The sequence below is a fragment of the Acinetobacter sp. 24-47-67 genome (assembly GCF_056779735.1).
Genome location: NZ_JBWYIK010000001.1, coordinates 397538 through 413508, shown reverse-complemented (window position 1 = coordinate 413508; position 15971 = coordinate 397538). Strand labels below are relative to the sequence as shown.

Below are 15971 nucleotides of genomic sequence, written 5' to 3'. Positions count from 1 at the left end.
CGACTAAACTGATCTCAGATGTTTTATGGTGAAATCGCCGGACGAGCTACATTTCGATACTTCTCAAGTAATGCATCAAGGCGGGCTACAGTTTCAATATCCGCGAAACCATCATATTTCTCAGGATAAAAATGCATTTGGAATGCGGATACAACATTTTGAGTGACTTGATCGTATTGACCAGTGACAGGAATGTTATATCCGTATAATGCCAATTTGCTTTGTAACGAAGCAATATCATTCTTCCAAGGATGATAAGTACGATAATAATTTACAGTGTCGTTATCGTACCAAGCACCGATGTTATAATCTTCATATAAACGTTTCCAAGGAAATAGCGGACCTGGATCAAATTTACGACCTGGAGAAATATCACTGTGCCCCAAAATTCGGTCGGGTCTGATCTCGTATTTTTTAGTAATTTTTAAAATAATATCTGCAAGGACTTCGATTTGTTGTTTTGATGAAAATGGATACCATCGACGTTGCATCAAAGGGAGTTGTTCATCATCTGCAGGGAAACCGAGATTTTCAATTTCAATTCCGATACTCGAGGCATTCAAACTACTGTTGGTCTGCCAAGAACTCGCGCCAGCATGCCAAGCTCTTTTATCATCAGGCACAAGACGGTACACAGTAAATTTACCATTGGTTGATAATTCGGGTACAAAATAGTGACTACTGGCAGGGAAATTAGGATCTTTAAACAAAGCCAATGTTTCGTCTTTAGATACTGCTGTGTAGTGCAGAATCAAGAACATTTGCCGATTGTCTTGATTGGGTGAAGTATTCTCTTCGTCCAGATCATAAAGCGTGCTTTCTATATATTCTGGTTGGGTATCCGAACCTTGATTGACGTATGTAATGTTGGTGATCTTTTCATCTTTACACGCTGCCAGAAATAAACTCGAAACTAATAATGCAGCGAGTGCTAAAATTTTTTTATTCATAAGTAGGACTGTCATTTATTGGAGTTAGATGTTTTTAAAATCAATTGCTAGTGAAGCAATTATTGAGATTATGTTTATAAATAATTAAAAATAAAATAAGAAAAATTAAATATCTAATCGAATTGTAACAATAAGGTATGGATCTTCTAAGGTAAAAATTATCTTCAGAATTATATGAATAGACTGGTTATTTATTCGGTATCATAGGCTTATACAAGCATGAAATCAGGGTGTTTAGGTGAGTGATAGCATTGAACTGAGTGATGTTGAACTACAGTTGTACGCAAGACAAATATTACTAGAGGATTGGGATATTGATGCACAAGAAAGATTAAAGCTGTCCAATGTGCTTATTATTGGTTGTGGTGGAATAGGGTGTTTGACTGCAGAGTTATTGGCGAGAGCAGGCGTAGGTAAATTGACACTCATCGATGCTGATACTGTAGAAATCAGTAATTTACAGCGACAAATTGCCTTTGATCATCATGATGTGGGTTTTTACAAAGCTGAAGTGTTAGCAAAGAAAATTTCTCAAATTAATCCTTATATTAAGATTGAATACATCACTTCTAAAATTGATTTTAATAATGCTGCCGCACTGATTACACATCAAGATCTTGTGTTAGATGGTTGTGATAATTTTGAAACCCGTTATTTGGTCAATCAAATCTGTAAGGATGCAAATGTTCCACTCATTAGTGCATCTGCGATTGGTTTGCAGGGGCAGTTATTTATGGTGGATGGTGAATCAGCATGTTATGAATGTCTTTTTCCTAAAGAAGATCATGCAGATGAGAGTTTAAGGTGTGCAGATTCAGGAGTTTTAGCAACAACTCCTAACCTGATGGCAAGTATGCAAGCACATCATGCGCTATTATATCTGGGGTTAAATTTAACACCATTAAAACAGAAGATCCTTCTATGGAATGGAAGGAACATGCAACAGCGAATTTTGAATTTTGACAAGGATAAAGAATGTCAAATCTGTCACATCAGTCAATCCGCAAAGACAATTTAATTTGCTACACTCAACATATCGAAATTTAATATCGACATTATGAAAAATAATATTTGGTTAGATGGTTTACGCTCAGTGGCCCGTGTAGGTGAAACTGTGGTCATTGCTGCGCGAGCAGGGATTAAATACGCGACAGAAAAACCGAGTAATGCGAAATTAATGCGCGAAACTTTCGAGTCACTTGGTTCAACGTATATTAAGTTGGGACAGTTTATTGCCAGTACGCCTTCATTATTTCCACGTGAATATGTTGAGGAATTTCAAGGGTGTTTAGATCAGACACCTAAACTCCCATTTAGCTATATTGAAAGTGTTTTGAATGCTGAGTTTGACGGTCGCGATTTAGGTGAAATTTTCGCATCTATTGATGAAACGCCATTAGCTTCTGCTTCGATCGCACAAGTGCATGCTGCTAAATTGGTGAGCGGCGAAGATGTCGTGATCAAAGTCCAAAAACCTGGTGTTGAAACTATCCTTTATACGGATTTAAATGTCCTACATTGGGCGACCAAGATTCTAGAGAAGGCAGTTCCTAAAGTAAAATTTGCTTCACTTGCGGATATTGTTGAAGAAATCAAAACACGTATGGTTCGTGAAGTTGATTTTATTGAAGAAGCAAAAAATATTGATGATTTTGTTAATTATCTGCACATTACTCAAAATACTAAAGCGACTGCACCAAAGGTATATCATCAATATTCAACACGTCGTGTCCTGACAATGCAGCGTCTTTATGGCGTGCCGTTGACGGATTTCGATGTGGTTCGTCAAGTTTCTAAAGACCCATCACAGGTTTTGATTACTGCCATGAACACATGGTTTGGTAGTTTGATGATGTGTGAAAGTTTCCACGCAGATTTACATGCTGGCAACCTCATGCTTTTGGATGATGGTCGCATTGGATTCATTGATTTTGGTATTGTGGGACAATTAAAGCCTGAAGTATGGACGGCATGTATTGCTTTCATGGATGCATTGCAAAATACCAATTATCCATTGATGGCAGAAAATATGCTGAAAATGGGCATGACCAATACGCAAATTGATACAACAGTTTTGGCAAACGATTTAGAACGATTATTCAGTGGCGTGCTCACCGCTGATCCTCAGCAAATTCTGTCGTCTAATCCAGCCGACTTAAATGACATCATGATGGATATGGTGGCTGTAGGTGAGCGTCATGGCATCCGTTTCCCACGGGATTTCGCATTGCTGTTTAAACAAATGCTTTATTTTGATCGTTTTATGAGAATTCTTGCGCCGTACACTGATATTTATGCAGATCAGCGCTTACAAATGGTACAAACAATCGATCCTAATCTTTTGTTGAAACATTAAATCTTAAACAAGTGTTAAAATATAAAAGCAAATCCTCAATAGAAGAGGATTTGCTTTTATCGCCTCCCGTCAAGTGTACTATCACTGTTCGATAGTTTACGAAAAGGTCATGATTGAAGATGGATTCCATATTAATTGAAGGATTGAAAGTTGAAACAGTCATTGGATGTTTTGACTGGGAACGGCAAATCATTCAACCATTATTGCTTGATCTTCATATTGAGACAGATTTAGAGCAGGCATCAAATTCAGATCTTCTCGCTGATACTTTAAATTATGCTGAAATTTGTGAAATCGCGACTCAGACAATTCAAAAAGCTCAACCTGAATTAATTGAATTTGCTGCAAAAATTGTTCTCGAAGCTTTGTTTGATCAATATCCAGCAATTGAGTCTATTCAAATTACTGTGCGTAAGCCTGCCATTATTCCACAAGCCAATTCAGTAGGAATTCGTCTTGAAAGACACCGTAATGATTTACGCGCTAGCATTGGCGAGTAATAGCCAACCGCACAATCATCTGGTGAATGCATTAAAACAAATTGCGTCATTGGGATGTATTACGCGTTCTCCCATCTATGTCATACCTTGTCGAGATGGTGTTGGACAAGATTATTGGAATGCTGCATGTTTATTAGAATCAAAGCAGCAAGTCAATGAAATTACCAATCTTTTAAAAGCGCTGGAAAAAGCTTCTGGTCGAGTCCGTCCGTCACATGATATCTCTTTGGATGTAGATCTCATTGCATGGGGAAATACGCTCCAAAATATGCAATTTAATCCAAAAAAAATGCCATTAGCCTTAGATGTTAAAATTCCAATGTTTGATATTTGGGAAAATCCATTATTTGAGCATGAAGCGCATCATTTTCCTCAAGTGTCACTAGATGGTTCATTATCTAAAATAGGATGAGTTTCGCTGAATAGTCCATCGGTAGCATTGATCAAATATATCTTTGATACGCAAATAGGCTCTGATTTAACAATAATCGGCTTCTTTTGAATGGACTAATTTTTATAATACGGCACTTCAAAATAAATAAGCTCCATATCAAGAAGATGTATAAAATTATTGTGTTAAGCGCAATTTTGGCGTTCCTCTCAAGTTGTGCAACGCTTTCCCCTCAAGAGTGTCGAACTGCTCAATGGTCTGAAATAGGTGAAAAAGATGGAAGCAGTGGTTATTCGAATCGCATTGTTAAACATCAAAAAGCCTGTTCAAAAGTGAATATTGAACCAGATCATGAGTTATATGAACAAGGTTACCAACTTGGGCTTCGTTCATATTGTCAACCCGAAGTTATTTTTGATCGAGCTTTGGAGGGAGGAGGTGTTTATAGGGTTTGCCCATCGGAGTTACATGCTCAATTAGCACCCTTTTATAATGTGGCCGATCAGTACTATCGTTCTAAGAAAGACAAAGATGCTAAAGATAAAGAAATTGAAACATATCGAGACTACTTGCTGGATGACAAAATCACCAAAGAAAAGCGGGAAGAGTATCTTAAGAAAATAAAGTCCTTAAAGCAGGATAAATTGCGGTTAGATTTGAATTTTAATCATGCTGAGCGTGAATTAAATAAGTTTAGACGATTCCATCATCTATAAAAAAATGCGGCCCATGAGCCGCGTTTTTTTAAATATAATAACTTGTTTTGGTCATGAGTTTGGATATACCCGTCATTGCGATTTTGACCGCAGCTGGTAATTCCACACCACCTGCATTTAGTGCAGTATCTCGATGCTGAAGTTCATCCTGATTCATCTGTGTCAAAATTTGACGAGAGCGTTCATCATGCGGTGGGAGTTGGTCGAGATGGTGTTGCAGATGCAGACTCACTTGGCGTTCAGTTTCTGCAACGAAGCCTAAACTGTATTTGTCACCAGCAATACCTGCAATCGCACCCATACCAAAAGAAAGACCATACCATACAGGATTGAGTAGACTTGTATGACTATCTAACTCTTTTAAACGATCTTCACACCATGCTAAATGATCTTGTTCTTCAATCGCGGCATGCTCCATTTCACGACGAACATTAGGCAACTTAGCTGTTAATGCTTGACCGTGATAAAGCGCTTGAGCACAGACTTCACCACTGTGATTAACACGCATGAGTCCAGCAACATGCCTTGCTTCGCTCACTGCGAGATGAGTCTCTGCTTGACTTGCTGGATTTTCACGTTGTGAGGTGGTGGTGCCTGGCACCAAACTACGCAGTGCTTGATCAAATGAATGGATAAATTTATCTAGACCTGTGTAGTGACGCATAACCTTAATCCTCTAAATCAATTTGAGCATTTTTTAACATTGGTTTTAAGCGTGTTAACAACCAAATCGTGTACAGAGCACTCAATATTGCTGTAATACTGAATAGAATCTTAATATCAATACTTAAGATACTTAAAATAATAATGGAGAATATAGCAGAAGACACCATGAATACTGCATTCATAATGTTATTAGCAGCCACTACTCGAGCACGATGTGAACACGGTGAATAGGCTTGCATCATGGCATACAGCGGAACAATATAAAAACCACCACTGATCCCTAATAATGTAACTGCAATCATCACATGATAATAAATCATACCAGAATTAAACATGTCTGATATGCCAATAAAATCGCCCGTCCTTTCAGGAACAAAGGCTAAACTTGCTGCTAAATAGAAGGCGAAAACGGTTAAGCCTACTGCACCAATAGGCACCATTTTAATATTGACCTCTGAGCCACCAATTTTTCGGCATAACAATGAACCTACACCAATACCCACAGAAAAAAAGGTAAGGAGGAGGCTAACCACATTTTCATTGGCATGCAGATTTTGCTGAGTCATTTGAGGAATTTGGGTTAAATAAGTCGCGCCATAAAACCAATACCAAGAATTACCCAATAAAATGGTAAAGATGAGGGGTAAGCTTTTTGCATAACGTATGGTTTGGAAACTGGTTCGAAAGAAATTCCAATCGACATTGATATGATTTTCACGGACTTTTTGTTTAAGAACGAAGCGACTACAACTATAACCAAGTATCGCGATGGTCACGACCGTCAGGCTGATCCAAACTAAGTTACCTTCAGAGTTTGAAATCACTACACCACCCAAGATCATCCCCATCAATATTGCAATGGAAGTACCTGACTGGAATAAAGCATTACCCGACATCAATTCATTCGGTTTTAATATTTCAGGGAGAATGGCGTATTTAATCGGTCCGAAGAAGGTACTGTGTGTACCCATGAGGAACAATGCAAATAACAATAGCCATAAATTGCCGAGTAAAAATCCAGCAGTACCAATCAGCATAATCAAGATTTCAAGCAATTTGATATTACGAATCAAGAAAGAGCGTTCGTATTTGTCTGCAATTTGTCCTGCAGTCGCTGAAAAAATGAAGTAAGGTAGAATAAAGAGAAGTGCGGCTAGATTATTCAGTGTGCTTACGCTTGCGGTCTGTTGTTGAATCCAACCATAGGTAATGACAAGCAATAAGGATTGTTTAAAGACATTATCGTTTAAGGCTCCAAAAAATTGAGTCAAAAACATAGGTAAAAAACGGCGCGAACTCAGTAGATGCTCTTGTTTTTGCATGACAATTCAGCTTTTTTAAAAATTATTAAGAAATGTGATGATTTAGTAACAATATCGGAAAATCATGTATCATATTTTCATCCTAAAAATTTTGAAAATACTAGAAATTTGATTCAGTTAGCTTGAGTGAAAAATCCGTATTTTCTATTTAAAATATAAAGTATTCAGAGCGCAGTATGCCATCGAAAACACAATTTAAAAAATCATTACTTTCCCAATGTGTACAGCACACATGGATATTAAATGATATCAATAAATGGTTCTATGCAAGTGTTTTTTTAGGTGCTCTTTCTTCACCTGTGTTATTTGCAGCTGACACAGTGGTATCAAGTCAGGAGCTTGAGCCTGCGACATCTGTACAAGCCATCGAAAATAATAAACAAAAAATAGAAAATGTTGCGCAGCAACAGGGATTGTCAAAAGAGAAAATTGAAAGTATTGATCAAAAAATAGATCAGTTGAGTGGGCAAGATGATTTTAATAGTTATGAAATGCTTCAGCAGCAAGAGCAATTGAGTCCACAAGAGCAATTCAAACCGATAGAATTTGATGATTTGGAGTTGCTGCCTGAGGAAAGTGTGGACCCTCGACTTGCCAATGAAATTTTATCAGTCGCTGAACAAGCCAAGCAGGAAGCGCAAAATTTCAGATCGGGATTGACGACTCCAGCAGTTCAAGTACAAGATCTACCTGCGAATGACATTTCAGAGGCTGAGTTAACAAAAGCTCCAGTCAACATTGATCAGTTGATGCAAAATATTCAGTCTGATCGTCAGATTGAGGTGTCTGAAAATGTGGAAGGACGTTCATTATCCGTTCAAACCCAAGAACCTGAAAATAAAGAACCAGAAAAAGTAAATGTGTTTAAACGCATTTTCTACAAAATACGTCCTCCACGTCTTAATCAGCCCGCTGCTGTGCCACGTATTACCGCAGATGTTACAGGCGCACCTAAACCACTCGCGGACAATATCAAAGCAAAGTTATCATCATTCACTGTTGAGTCATTTTCAGATTTCAATGCTGCCGTCCCGCAACTCCGTAATATGACTGTCCAAGCTGCACAAGCCGTAGGTTATTACGATGCTGAATTTAAGTTTGAAAAAGTCAGTGATAACCGAGTGCGTGTCAATGTCACACCTCATAATCCAGTAGTGGTGCGAGAACAAAATATTGAATTTACTGGGCCTGGGGAGAATCTTGCTCAATTGCAAGTGATTCGAGTGCTTCCTGATTTGGAGGTGGGTGATATTTTCGATCATGGTAAATACGAAGCGACAAAAGCTCGAATCATTGAAGCGGCGAATAACAACGGTTTCTTTGATTATTATTGGCGAATGCACGATGTCATGTTGGCCCGCCCTCAAAATCAAGCAGATATAAATTTGAAGATGGAAACAGGTGAACGTTATAAGCTGGATGATGTGCAGTTTAGAATGAGTGATCCATCAAAAAAAATACCGATTCGTGAAGATATTTTAAGAACCTTAGCTCCTTGGCAAGAAGGTGCAGACTTTACCGCATGGCGTGTAAATGTATTAGCCAACAACTTAACCAATTCACGTTATTTTAACTATAGCCTTGTTGACGCTGTTAAACCTGATCCAATTATTAAGCCGCTTGAACTCGCACCTGATTTGCAGGCTTTAGTGGATGAGCAAAAAATTGATAGAAGTTTATTAACAGGTCAAGAAAAGGCTGAACAACAGGCAAGTTCATCAGAAGAAGTCACGCAGAATGTGGCAGATGAAACTCAATTTGCGGGTGGAAATGAACGTCGTACTTTGCAAGAGCGTAATGATGCTGATAATCAAGCGCAAGCCAAGCAGGAAGAAACTGAGCGTTTACAAGCCTTAGCACGTGAAGAGAAAAAAATCCCTGTCATCGTGACATTGAATGCGGATAAATTAAATAGTGTTGAAGCGGGTATTGGTTATGGTACTGATACCGGTGTGCGCTTACGAAGTCAGTACCGCCGTTCTATTGTGAATGAACGTGGTCATTCATTTGATGCAAACTTGGAGTTGTCACAAGTCAGACAATCGATTGATGGTCGCTATAATATTCCATATAAACACCCATTAAATGATTATGTCAGTCTAGTTGGTGGTTACGAGCGTGAAGATCGTGATGAAATTGGGAATGGATTAAATCTCATTGTGGAATCCGCCGTTGCCGGAGCTGACAGAATTATTAAAGGTGCGCGTCGTGATTGGCAGCATATTTTTGGTGTGCGTTATCGTCTAGATCGTATGACGATTGAAGGTGATATTCCTGAGACACTTGACCCAGATACCAATTGGGATGAAATTCCAGAGTTCGTCGTTGCAACGGGTAATGATGAGCAGCAATCTTTATTACTTGGTTATGAAGCCACTAAAGTCACCAGTGATAATCGATTAAATCCGACAAAAGGATTTAAACAAAACTACAAAATCCAATTGGGGAGTGAAAGCCTGCTATCCGATGCTGATATGGCGATTGTAAATGCGAACTGGAAATTTTTATATTCATTAGGCAGTAACAATGATCATCAATTCATTGGTGGGGCAAACCTCGGTTATATCATCACAGAAGATTTTCAAAAAGTGCCCTATAACTTGAGATTCTTTGAAGGGGGTGACCAAAGTCTACGAGGCTTTGACTATAAGAGTTTGTCCCCTGTGGAATTTGGATATAAAGTCGGAGGTCAAGCGCGTGCGATTGGGACTTTAGAGTACAATTACCAATTTAAAGAAGGCTGGCGCGCCGCGTTATTTAGTGATTTTGGTAATGCTTATGATGAAAAATTTACCAATGATACTGAATATAGCATAGGAGCAGGAATCCGCTGGAACTCTCCAATTGGTCCAATTCGTCTAGATGTGGCATCGGGGATATCTGATCCTGGTAAACCTATTCGTCTACATTTCTTTATCGGGCCGCAACTTTAATATTTAAGATAATAAAAGTACTCAAACATTTTTTGGAATAAGTATGGCTGAAGACATCGAGCAGCAACCTGAGCAACAACCTGATCAAAACGTGACGCCACAGCGAAGTTTATTACGCCGTGTATTGCTGATCATTTTATTTATTCTGATCTTTTTTGTGGCTTCGCTTGCCGTAATGTTTTCAACAGACAAAGGCAGTAAATTCTTACTTGACCGTGCTTTGTCCACTCAACAGATTATTCAGTATGAATATGAAGGTGGAAATTTACTTCAAGGCATCATTCTAAAAAATGTATTGGTGACGCTGAAATCAGTTGATGTGAAAATTGATAGAGCTGATGTCACTTTGGGTTGGCGTGCCATATTAGATAAAGAAATTCATTTGAATCGTGCCGATGTCCGAAATTTGCGTGTCATTAACAAGTCACCGCCAAGTGATGAGCCATTTAAGTTTAGTGAAATTAAACTCCCTTTTGTTTTACGTGTTGATCAAGCCGATATCGATCAATTGGTCATTCAGACTTCAAGTTCTAAAGTACAATTTAATGACATTATCCTAAACGAAGCACTATGGTCCGGTACTGAGCTTAAGTTTGAAGATTCGCAGTTTGATATGGGTTATTTGTCTGTAAAAAAAGCAACAGGTCAGATGGATTTTAAAGGTAAATATCCGTTAGATGCGCAAGCGGTTGTAAGACTCCCATCTTTAAAGTCGATCAACGTTGAGGATATTTATCTCCATGCAAAAGGCTCTTTAGATACCATTCAAGCGGGCATTGCCACACGTACCCCTGATTTATTAACAGGTTGGGCAGTGGTACATCCAGTTCGAAAAAATGTACCAATGCAAGGTGCTTTAAACTTTAAAGATTATCACTGGCCTTTAATGCTAGAGCAGGAGCTCTTATCTAAACAAGGAGTTGCTAAGTTTTCTGGAGATATCCAACGTTTGAATTTGGATATTAATACCGATATTTCTGGTAAAAATATTCCTCAAGGACAATATACTGCGCTGGCGCATACAGATCTCGTCAATCAATTGAATATTTCAAACCTGAATGGTCAATTGATGAACGGGGCGCTGAATCTTGCGGGTGTCGTTGGGTGGAAGGATAAAGTCACTTGGGATGTGCAAGGTCGCTTAGATAAAATCAATCCAAAAGATAAAGTGATTCCACAAGTGGTGCAAGATTTTCTGCCAGAACGTTTGGATGCCAAAATCGCCTCAGCTGGGTCGTTAGAGAAGGGATTAGCTCTCACAGCACTTATTGATTTTGACCAATATGAAACATGGAATTTAAATCTTAATCAAGCTGAACAAAAAAATAATAAACCGAATCCGATGTTGCTAGATGTCGCTTGGAAAAATATTGATCGTGCTGTTCCGTACATTGGTTGGTTAAGTAGTGAATCTGGGGATGTAAAACTTGCTTTAGTTGAAGGTCAACAAAATATTCATGTGGCAACCGTAGTTGGTGCAAATGAAAAAGGAACTTTACCTGCTGGCAAATACAATGCCCAATTAGACCTTAAAGGTAATGATCTTCATGTTCCTTCATTTATCTATCAAGCAGATGGAAAAGGATCTTTACAAGCAAATGCCAAGGTTGAATTACCATCTGATCAAAGACAGTTGAAGTGGAATGCGGTGCTTAATGCAAAAGACTTTAATCCGCAAACCATCAGTTCTGCTGCTCCTGTAAATTTATTAAATGGACAAATTCAAGCGAGTGGCTTTGCTCGACCTAACCAGCAAATTATTCAGTTAAATCAGATCAATCTTTCAGGTCAACTTGCCAATCAAAATCCACCGGAAACAATTAAGCTGACTGGCTCAAGTACAGCAGCCATTCTTCTACATGATGAAAAGTCGGGTGGTGGCTTTAAAGGTTTCGCAGTCAATTATGATGGTGCATTACATGCAAGCCAACTGCCACAAGGGGATGGTCAGCTTAAAATACGTGTAGCAGGCACACCTCAGCGCATCAATATTTCCGAATTTAAACATCAGGGTGCTGCGGGTCAGATCAATGCCAATGGTTTAGTCAATTTAGCCAATGGAATCGGATGGGACATTAATGCTTCTTTAATACGTTTTAAGCCTCATTATTTTGTTTCAAGTGTTAAAGGGGAAATTTCAGGTAATGTCAAAACGGATGGTGTTTGGTCAGATCGTTTGAAAAAAATTAATATTGATCGACTCAATCTCGCTGGCATGATCAATAAAAAACCGCTGAGAGCAAAAGGTAATCTTGCTGTTATTCTTAATTCGAATCAGACAGGTTTCCTACCACAACAGTTTGAAGCCAATAATTTGTATTTTGTGTATGCGCAGAATCAGATTCAAGCCGAAGGGAATGCTCAGAATCTTCGCGTTAAGATTGACGCGCCTGCATTATTTGAGCTTTATCCTGGTTTACGTGGTCGTGCGCAAGGTTTTGTAAACGTGCAGTCTCAACCGAGATTGTCTGCAACTGCGAATGTGAGGGTGAATAACTTTGGTTTCAATGATCTTGTCAGTATCAAATCACTCAACATCCAAGGGGAATTACCAACTTCAGACACAGTGCCTACTGCATTAACTGCAAGAATGGACAGTTTAAGAAGTGGCAATCGTGAGATTCAAAACGCTGAAGTCTCAATTGCTGGTACACGAAAAGCACATTTATTGAAAGTGCAAGCCTCGAACAAGCTGTCTAAATTTTATGTGCAACTGGCAGGTGGATTTAATCCTGCGAATGATTGGTTAGGTCAAATTCAAAAAGGTGACTTTGACTCTGCACGGGTGCATTTGAAACAGGCCCAATCTGCCCCTGTGATTTATAATACTGCGAAAACAGAATTATTTGTGGGTGCTCATTGCTGGACCAGTAATCAGAGCCAACTTTGCTTTGATCAGCCCTTACGTGTGAGTAAGACCAAAGGTAGCGCCTCATTTGTGAGTCGGAATTTAGATCTTGGTGACTTTGCCGCATTTATGCCTGAAGGTTTCGCAATTACGGGTAAATTGGATGGTTATGCTAAAGCGTCTTGGGGGCAAGGCATTCAACCAAAAATCGATGCCAAACTTGTTACGCGTAATGGTGTTGTCGGTCTAGCAGCTGCCGATCCTGATGATATCAGCACTACAATGAACTACGATGAAGTAAGTCTTATTGCACGAAGTATTCGTGAAGGATTATTACTTCGTGCTGATTTGAAAGCTCCGAATATTGGGACTGGATATGCAAATGTTGTGGTGAATCCATTTGTTGATTCGAAACCAATGCGTGGTGAAGTTGCTCTGAGTCAAGTACAACTGAAAATTTTAAAACCATTCATTTCGGATGTGCGTAAAATCGATGGTAATTTATCCCTTGCGGGTAAAATCAGTGGGACATTGACTCAACCGTTATTTAACGGCGAAATGCGACTTAAAAATGGTTCAATCAGCATGATTTCGTTACCTGTTAATCTCACGAATATTCAGCTGTATTCATCTATTCGTCAAAACCAAGCGACGATCGATGGCGCTTTCAATAGTGGTCGAGGTGTGGGTAAGTTAACGGGTGATATCGATTGGAAAAATGATCCTAGAATTCGTTTAAAACTCAAAGGTGATAATTTATTTATTCGCCAAGCACCATTAATCACAGCTGTTGTGAACACTGAAATGGATTTAGATGCACGTCCTGTCAGTAAGCAGTTAACTTTGAATGGTAAAGTTGAAGTTCCGCGTGCGCTGATTTCAATGCCAGAATCGAGCGCATCCGTAGTGCCTTTATCCGCCGATGTTCGAGTAGTACGTGAAGGTGATAATCAACTCGCGGTACTTAAGGCTGCAAAGCCATGGGATATCCGCGCTGACTTAGAATTAAATTTAGGAAACCAAGTGATTTTCCAAGGCTTTAATAGTCGTATTCCATTGCTTGGGCGAATTTACTTAACGCAACGCGGTTTAGAAACTGCCATGCGTGCCAATGGTGCGATTGGTGTAAGTAAGCGCGTTACTATTGAAGCTTATGGGCAGTCTTTAGAACTAAGTCGTGCAATTGCGCGTTTCAATGGTGCATTGTCCAACCCAACCCTTGAGGTTGAAGCAAGTAAACTCATTTCAGGCAGTACAGTTGGTGTGCGTGTTACTGGAACCGCAAGTAGTCCAAATATCCAAGTATTTAATGATGCGGGATTATCTGAACAAGAGGCGATGAATGCCTTGATTACAGGTCGAATCAATGAAGGTTCTAGTAGCTTGAGTCAAGCAGAAGGCTTTAAATCAGATGTGAACAATACCATTGCTGCAGCGGGGATTAGTTTAGGGCTTGGTGGTACACGTGCTTTAACCAATCAAATTGGACAGACATTTGGGTTAAGTGGTCTTGCTCTTGATGCGCAAGGAACAGGCGATGATACTCAAGTGAGTGTGACAGGTTATCTGACCCCTGATTTATATATCCGTTATGGTGTTGGTGTCTTTACGCCAGTCAATAAATTGACGCTACGATATCAGATGAACCAAAGACTCTATCTGGAAGCAAGTCAGTCTTTAGAAAAAGCCATTGATATTTTCTACAACTGGCGATTCTAAAAGGTAAAAGGGCTTCAATCGAAGCCCTTTTTAATTCAATGTATAAACCGAAATTAAATTTAAGCCCTATTGTTAAAATGCTAGACTTAAAATTTATCGGACAAGAAAGAATTAAAAAATGAAAACAATTGCAATATTCATCGCGATGATAGCGGCAACACTCATGGCGGGCTGTCAAACCACTCAAACTGAGCAACTTACTCCAAAAATTGGAATGGCTAATCCTGCAAGCAAATTTTGTGTTCAACAAGGTGGAAAATTAGAAATACGTGATGAGGTAAATGGTCAAGTGGGTTATTGCCAGTTGCCAGATGGTGTTGTGGTAGAAGAATGGGAACTATTTAGACATCATCAAAATATTTGCAAGCCTGAAGAAGCAAAAAAATTAGTCGGCATGCATAATCTTGATGATCAACAGATTTTGAATAAAACCAAAGCCATAATTATTCGCCGTGTCGGACCAAATGATCTGGTTACTATGGATTATCGAAATGATCGTATTACAGTAACCGTGGATGATCAGAATAAAATTATTCGTTCAAGCTGCGGTTAATGAACGAGAAATGTCATTACACGATTTCCTATTCGGTTTAACTCGATTATCATAGCCGCAACAGGAGAGATGTATGAACAAATTCGTGATTCTGGGTGCTGTACTTGGTTCAGCCGTTTTGCTCAGTGCTTGTGAAGAAAAAAAGCCACTAACCCCTGAAGAAGTCTGGCATGGTTACTGTACCAGTATTGGTAATGCTGCACGCTCTATTTTGCTAGACCGTCAAAATGGTATCGAGAAAACTGCGGCGGTCGAACATGCTTCTAAACTGACCGATCCGACGACGAAGAAATTCGTAGATGCTCAAATTGAGAAGGTCTATGCTTATCCTGCGAATCAATTAGAATTGGATCGTGATGCATTAATGGCTAAATTCAAAAAAGAAGCAACGGATGAGTGTTTAGCCACTCCTTACGATAAAGATAATCTGCCTGACTACAAACAGTTTTAAGGCGCTACAAAAAGATTGATCATAAAAAAGAGGGAAGCGTAAGTTTCCCTTTTTTTGTTGAAATTAATTACAAATTTTAATTAGCATTAAAATAGAAAAGCTTATATAAAAATAAGATAAATAAAACAAAAGGAGCGAAACAATGGAAGTGGTCGCATACCTGAATAATGCCGATCTTCTGCTTGAAGATGCCAATGGTGTTGCTGTAATTAATGGCAGCCATTACGTCCTAAGTCTAGGGGATCGAGTCTATCTTAAAAATATGATCAATGAACATGCCAAAATTTATCAGGTACACATTAGTTTTGCCTGTGCCGAACACCGCATGCTACATGATGATGAAATTCTGGTCAGATTCGAAGGAACACGAGAAAGTCTGCAACAATATTTAGATCGCACGACTGTCCACTAAGGTTGAATAGTCAAAAAAGGATTTAAAAGGCAACATCTTGTTGCCTTTTATTTATTTCAGATCCGTAAAAGCTTCATGTTAATGTCAGAATTGTTCGATAAAACAACATATTGAACAATGAGTAATCAGAAGAGAGATCATTTAGTAAGAAAAT

The 15971-nt window shown here is 38.9% G+C and carries 13 protein-coding genes; 10 read left to right on the top strand and 3 right to left on the bottom strand.

The genetic code is table 11. The features are described from left to right. Positions 1–23: 23 nt before the first annotated feature. The gene (locus tag AC1M9K_RS02170) at positions 24–950 is read right to left on the bottom strand and encodes an N-acetylmuramoyl-L-alanine amidase (RefSeq protein ID WP_481588382.1); all 927 of its coding nucleotides are present in this window, start codon (positions 948–950) and stop codon (positions 24–26) included. 238 nt (positions 951–1188) lie between these two features. On the opposite strand from AC1M9K_RS02170, the gene AC1M9K_RS02165 reads away from it, so the two are divergent. The 5 genes from AC1M9K_RS02165 (at position 1189) to AC1M9K_RS02145 (ending at position 4913) form a co-directional block, all read left to right on the top strand. After that, on the top strand, positions 1189–1968 hold the full coding sequence (locus tag AC1M9K_RS02165; protein WP_481588381.1) for a HesA/MoeB/ThiF family protein: 780 nt from the start codon (positions 1189–1191) through the stop codon (positions 1966–1968). A 39-nt stretch (positions 1969–2007) separates the two neighbouring features. Next, complete coding sequence (locus tag AC1M9K_RS02160; RefSeq protein ID WP_481588380.1) at positions 2008–3306, top strand: ABC1 kinase family protein; 1299 nt, start codon at positions 2008–2010, stop codon at positions 3304–3306. Between the two features lie 119 nt (positions 3307–3425). Next, entirely contained in the window at positions 3426–3806 is a 381-nt protein-coding gene (gene folB, locus AC1M9K_RS02155; protein WP_481588379.1) for a dihydroneopterin aldolase, read from the top strand. Then, positions 3763–4218 (top strand): 2-amino-4-hydroxy-6-hydroxymethyldihydropteridine diphosphokinase, encoded by a 456-nt coding sequence (locus tag AC1M9K_RS02150; RefSeq protein WP_481588378.1) that lies wholly within the window; start codon positions 3763–3765, stop codon positions 4216–4218. The genes folB and AC1M9K_RS02150 overlap by 44 nt, the downstream gene beginning before the upstream one ends. A gap of 146 nt (positions 4219–4364) precedes the next feature. Next, on the top strand, positions 4365–4913 hold the full coding sequence (locus tag AC1M9K_RS02145) for a DUF2799 domain-containing protein (RefSeq protein ID WP_481588377.1): 549 nt from the start codon (positions 4365–4367) through the stop codon (positions 4911–4913). Positions 4914–4941: 28 nt separating this feature from the next. Here AC1M9K_RS02145 and coq7 read toward each other — a convergent pair whose 3' ends face one another. Beyond that, positions 4942–5577 (bottom strand): 2-polyprenyl-3-methyl-6-methoxy-1,4-benzoquinone monooxygenase, encoded by a 636-nt coding sequence (gene coq7 / locus AC1M9K_RS02140; protein ID WP_481588376.1) that lies wholly within the window; start codon positions 5575–5577, stop codon positions 4942–4944. Between the two features lie 4 nt (positions 5578–5581). Next, positions 5582–6901: an MFS transporter gene (locus AC1M9K_RS02135; RefSeq protein ID WP_481588375.1), complete on the bottom strand. Its 1320-nt coding sequence runs from the start codon at positions 6899–6901 to the stop codon at positions 5582–5584. A gap of 176 nt (positions 6902–7077) precedes the next feature. Here AC1M9K_RS02135 and AC1M9K_RS02130 point away from each other — a divergent pair, with 176 nt between their 5' ends. From AC1M9K_RS02130 to AC1M9K_RS02110, 5 genes are all read left to right on the top strand, one after another. Beyond that, positions 7078–9834, top strand: a complete 2757-nt coding sequence (locus tag AC1M9K_RS02130; RefSeq protein ID WP_481588374.1) for an autotransporter assembly complex protein TamA — start codon at positions 7078–7080, stop codon at positions 9832–9834. A gap of 43 nt (positions 9835–9877) precedes the next feature. After that, complete coding sequence (locus tag AC1M9K_RS02125; RefSeq protein ID WP_481588373.1) at positions 9878–14401, top strand: translocation/assembly module TamB domain-containing protein; 4524 nt, start codon at positions 9878–9880, stop codon at positions 14399–14401. Between the two features lie 118 nt (positions 14402–14519). Beyond that, positions 14520–14954: an I78 family peptidase inhibitor gene (locus AC1M9K_RS02120; protein ID WP_481588372.1), complete on the top strand. Its 435-nt coding sequence runs from the start codon at positions 14520–14522 to the stop codon at positions 14952–14954. Between the two features lie 73 nt (positions 14955–15027). Beyond that, a complete protein-coding gene (locus tag AC1M9K_RS02115; RefSeq protein WP_180027655.1) occupies positions 15028–15405 on the top strand; it encodes a hypothetical protein in 378 nt (125 codons plus the stop codon). A gap of 142 nt (positions 15406–15547) precedes the next feature. Further along, complete coding sequence (locus AC1M9K_RS02110) at positions 15548–15817, top strand: hypothetical protein (RefSeq protein WP_035267100.1); 270 nt, start codon at positions 15548–15550, stop codon at positions 15815–15817. Positions 15818–15971 lie beyond the last annotated feature (154 nt).

What these genes read in the sequence shown, in the direction of transcription:
- AC1M9K_RS02170 (WP_481588382.1), bottom strand. Translation starts at nt 950, where the DNA reads ATGAATAAAAAAATTTTAGCACTCGCTGCATTATTAGTTTCGAGTTTA.
- AC1M9K_RS02160 (WP_481588380.1), top strand. Translation starts at nt 2,008, where the DNA reads ATGAAAAATAATATTTGGTTAGATGGTTTACGCTCAGTGGCCCGTGTA.
- folB (WP_481588379.1), top strand. Translation starts at nt 3,426, where the DNA reads ATGGATTCCATATTAATTGAAGGATTGAAAGTTGAAACAGTCATTGGA.
- AC1M9K_RS02145 (WP_481588377.1), top strand. Translation starts at nt 4,365, where the DNA reads ATGTATAAAATTATTGTGTTAAGCGCAATTTTGGCGTTCCTCTCAAGT.
- coq7 (WP_481588376.1), bottom strand. Translation starts at nt 5,577, where the DNA reads ATGCGTCACTACACAGGTCTAGATAAATTTATCCATTCATTTGATCAA.
- AC1M9K_RS02135 (WP_481588375.1), bottom strand. Translation starts at nt 6,901, where the DNA reads ATGCAAAAACAAGAGCATCTACTGAGTTCGCGCCGTTTTTTACCTATG.
- AC1M9K_RS02130 (WP_481588374.1), top strand. Translation starts at nt 7,078, where the DNA reads ATGCCATCGAAAACACAATTTAAAAAATCATTACTTTCCCAATGTGTA.
- AC1M9K_RS02125 (WP_481588373.1), top strand. Translation starts at nt 9,878, where the DNA reads ATGGCTGAAGACATCGAGCAGCAACCTGAGCAACAACCTGATCAAAAC.
- AC1M9K_RS02120 (WP_481588372.1), top strand. Translation starts at nt 14,520, where the DNA reads ATGAAAACAATTGCAATATTCATCGCGATGATAGCGGCAACACTCATG.
- AC1M9K_RS02115 (WP_180027655.1), top strand. Translation starts at nt 15,028, where the DNA reads ATGAACAAATTCGTGATTCTGGGTGCTGTACTTGGTTCAGCCGTTTTG.
- AC1M9K_RS02110 (WP_035267100.1), top strand. Translation starts at nt 15,548, where the DNA reads ATGGAAGTGGTCGCATACCTGAATAATGCCGATCTTCTGCTTGAAGAT.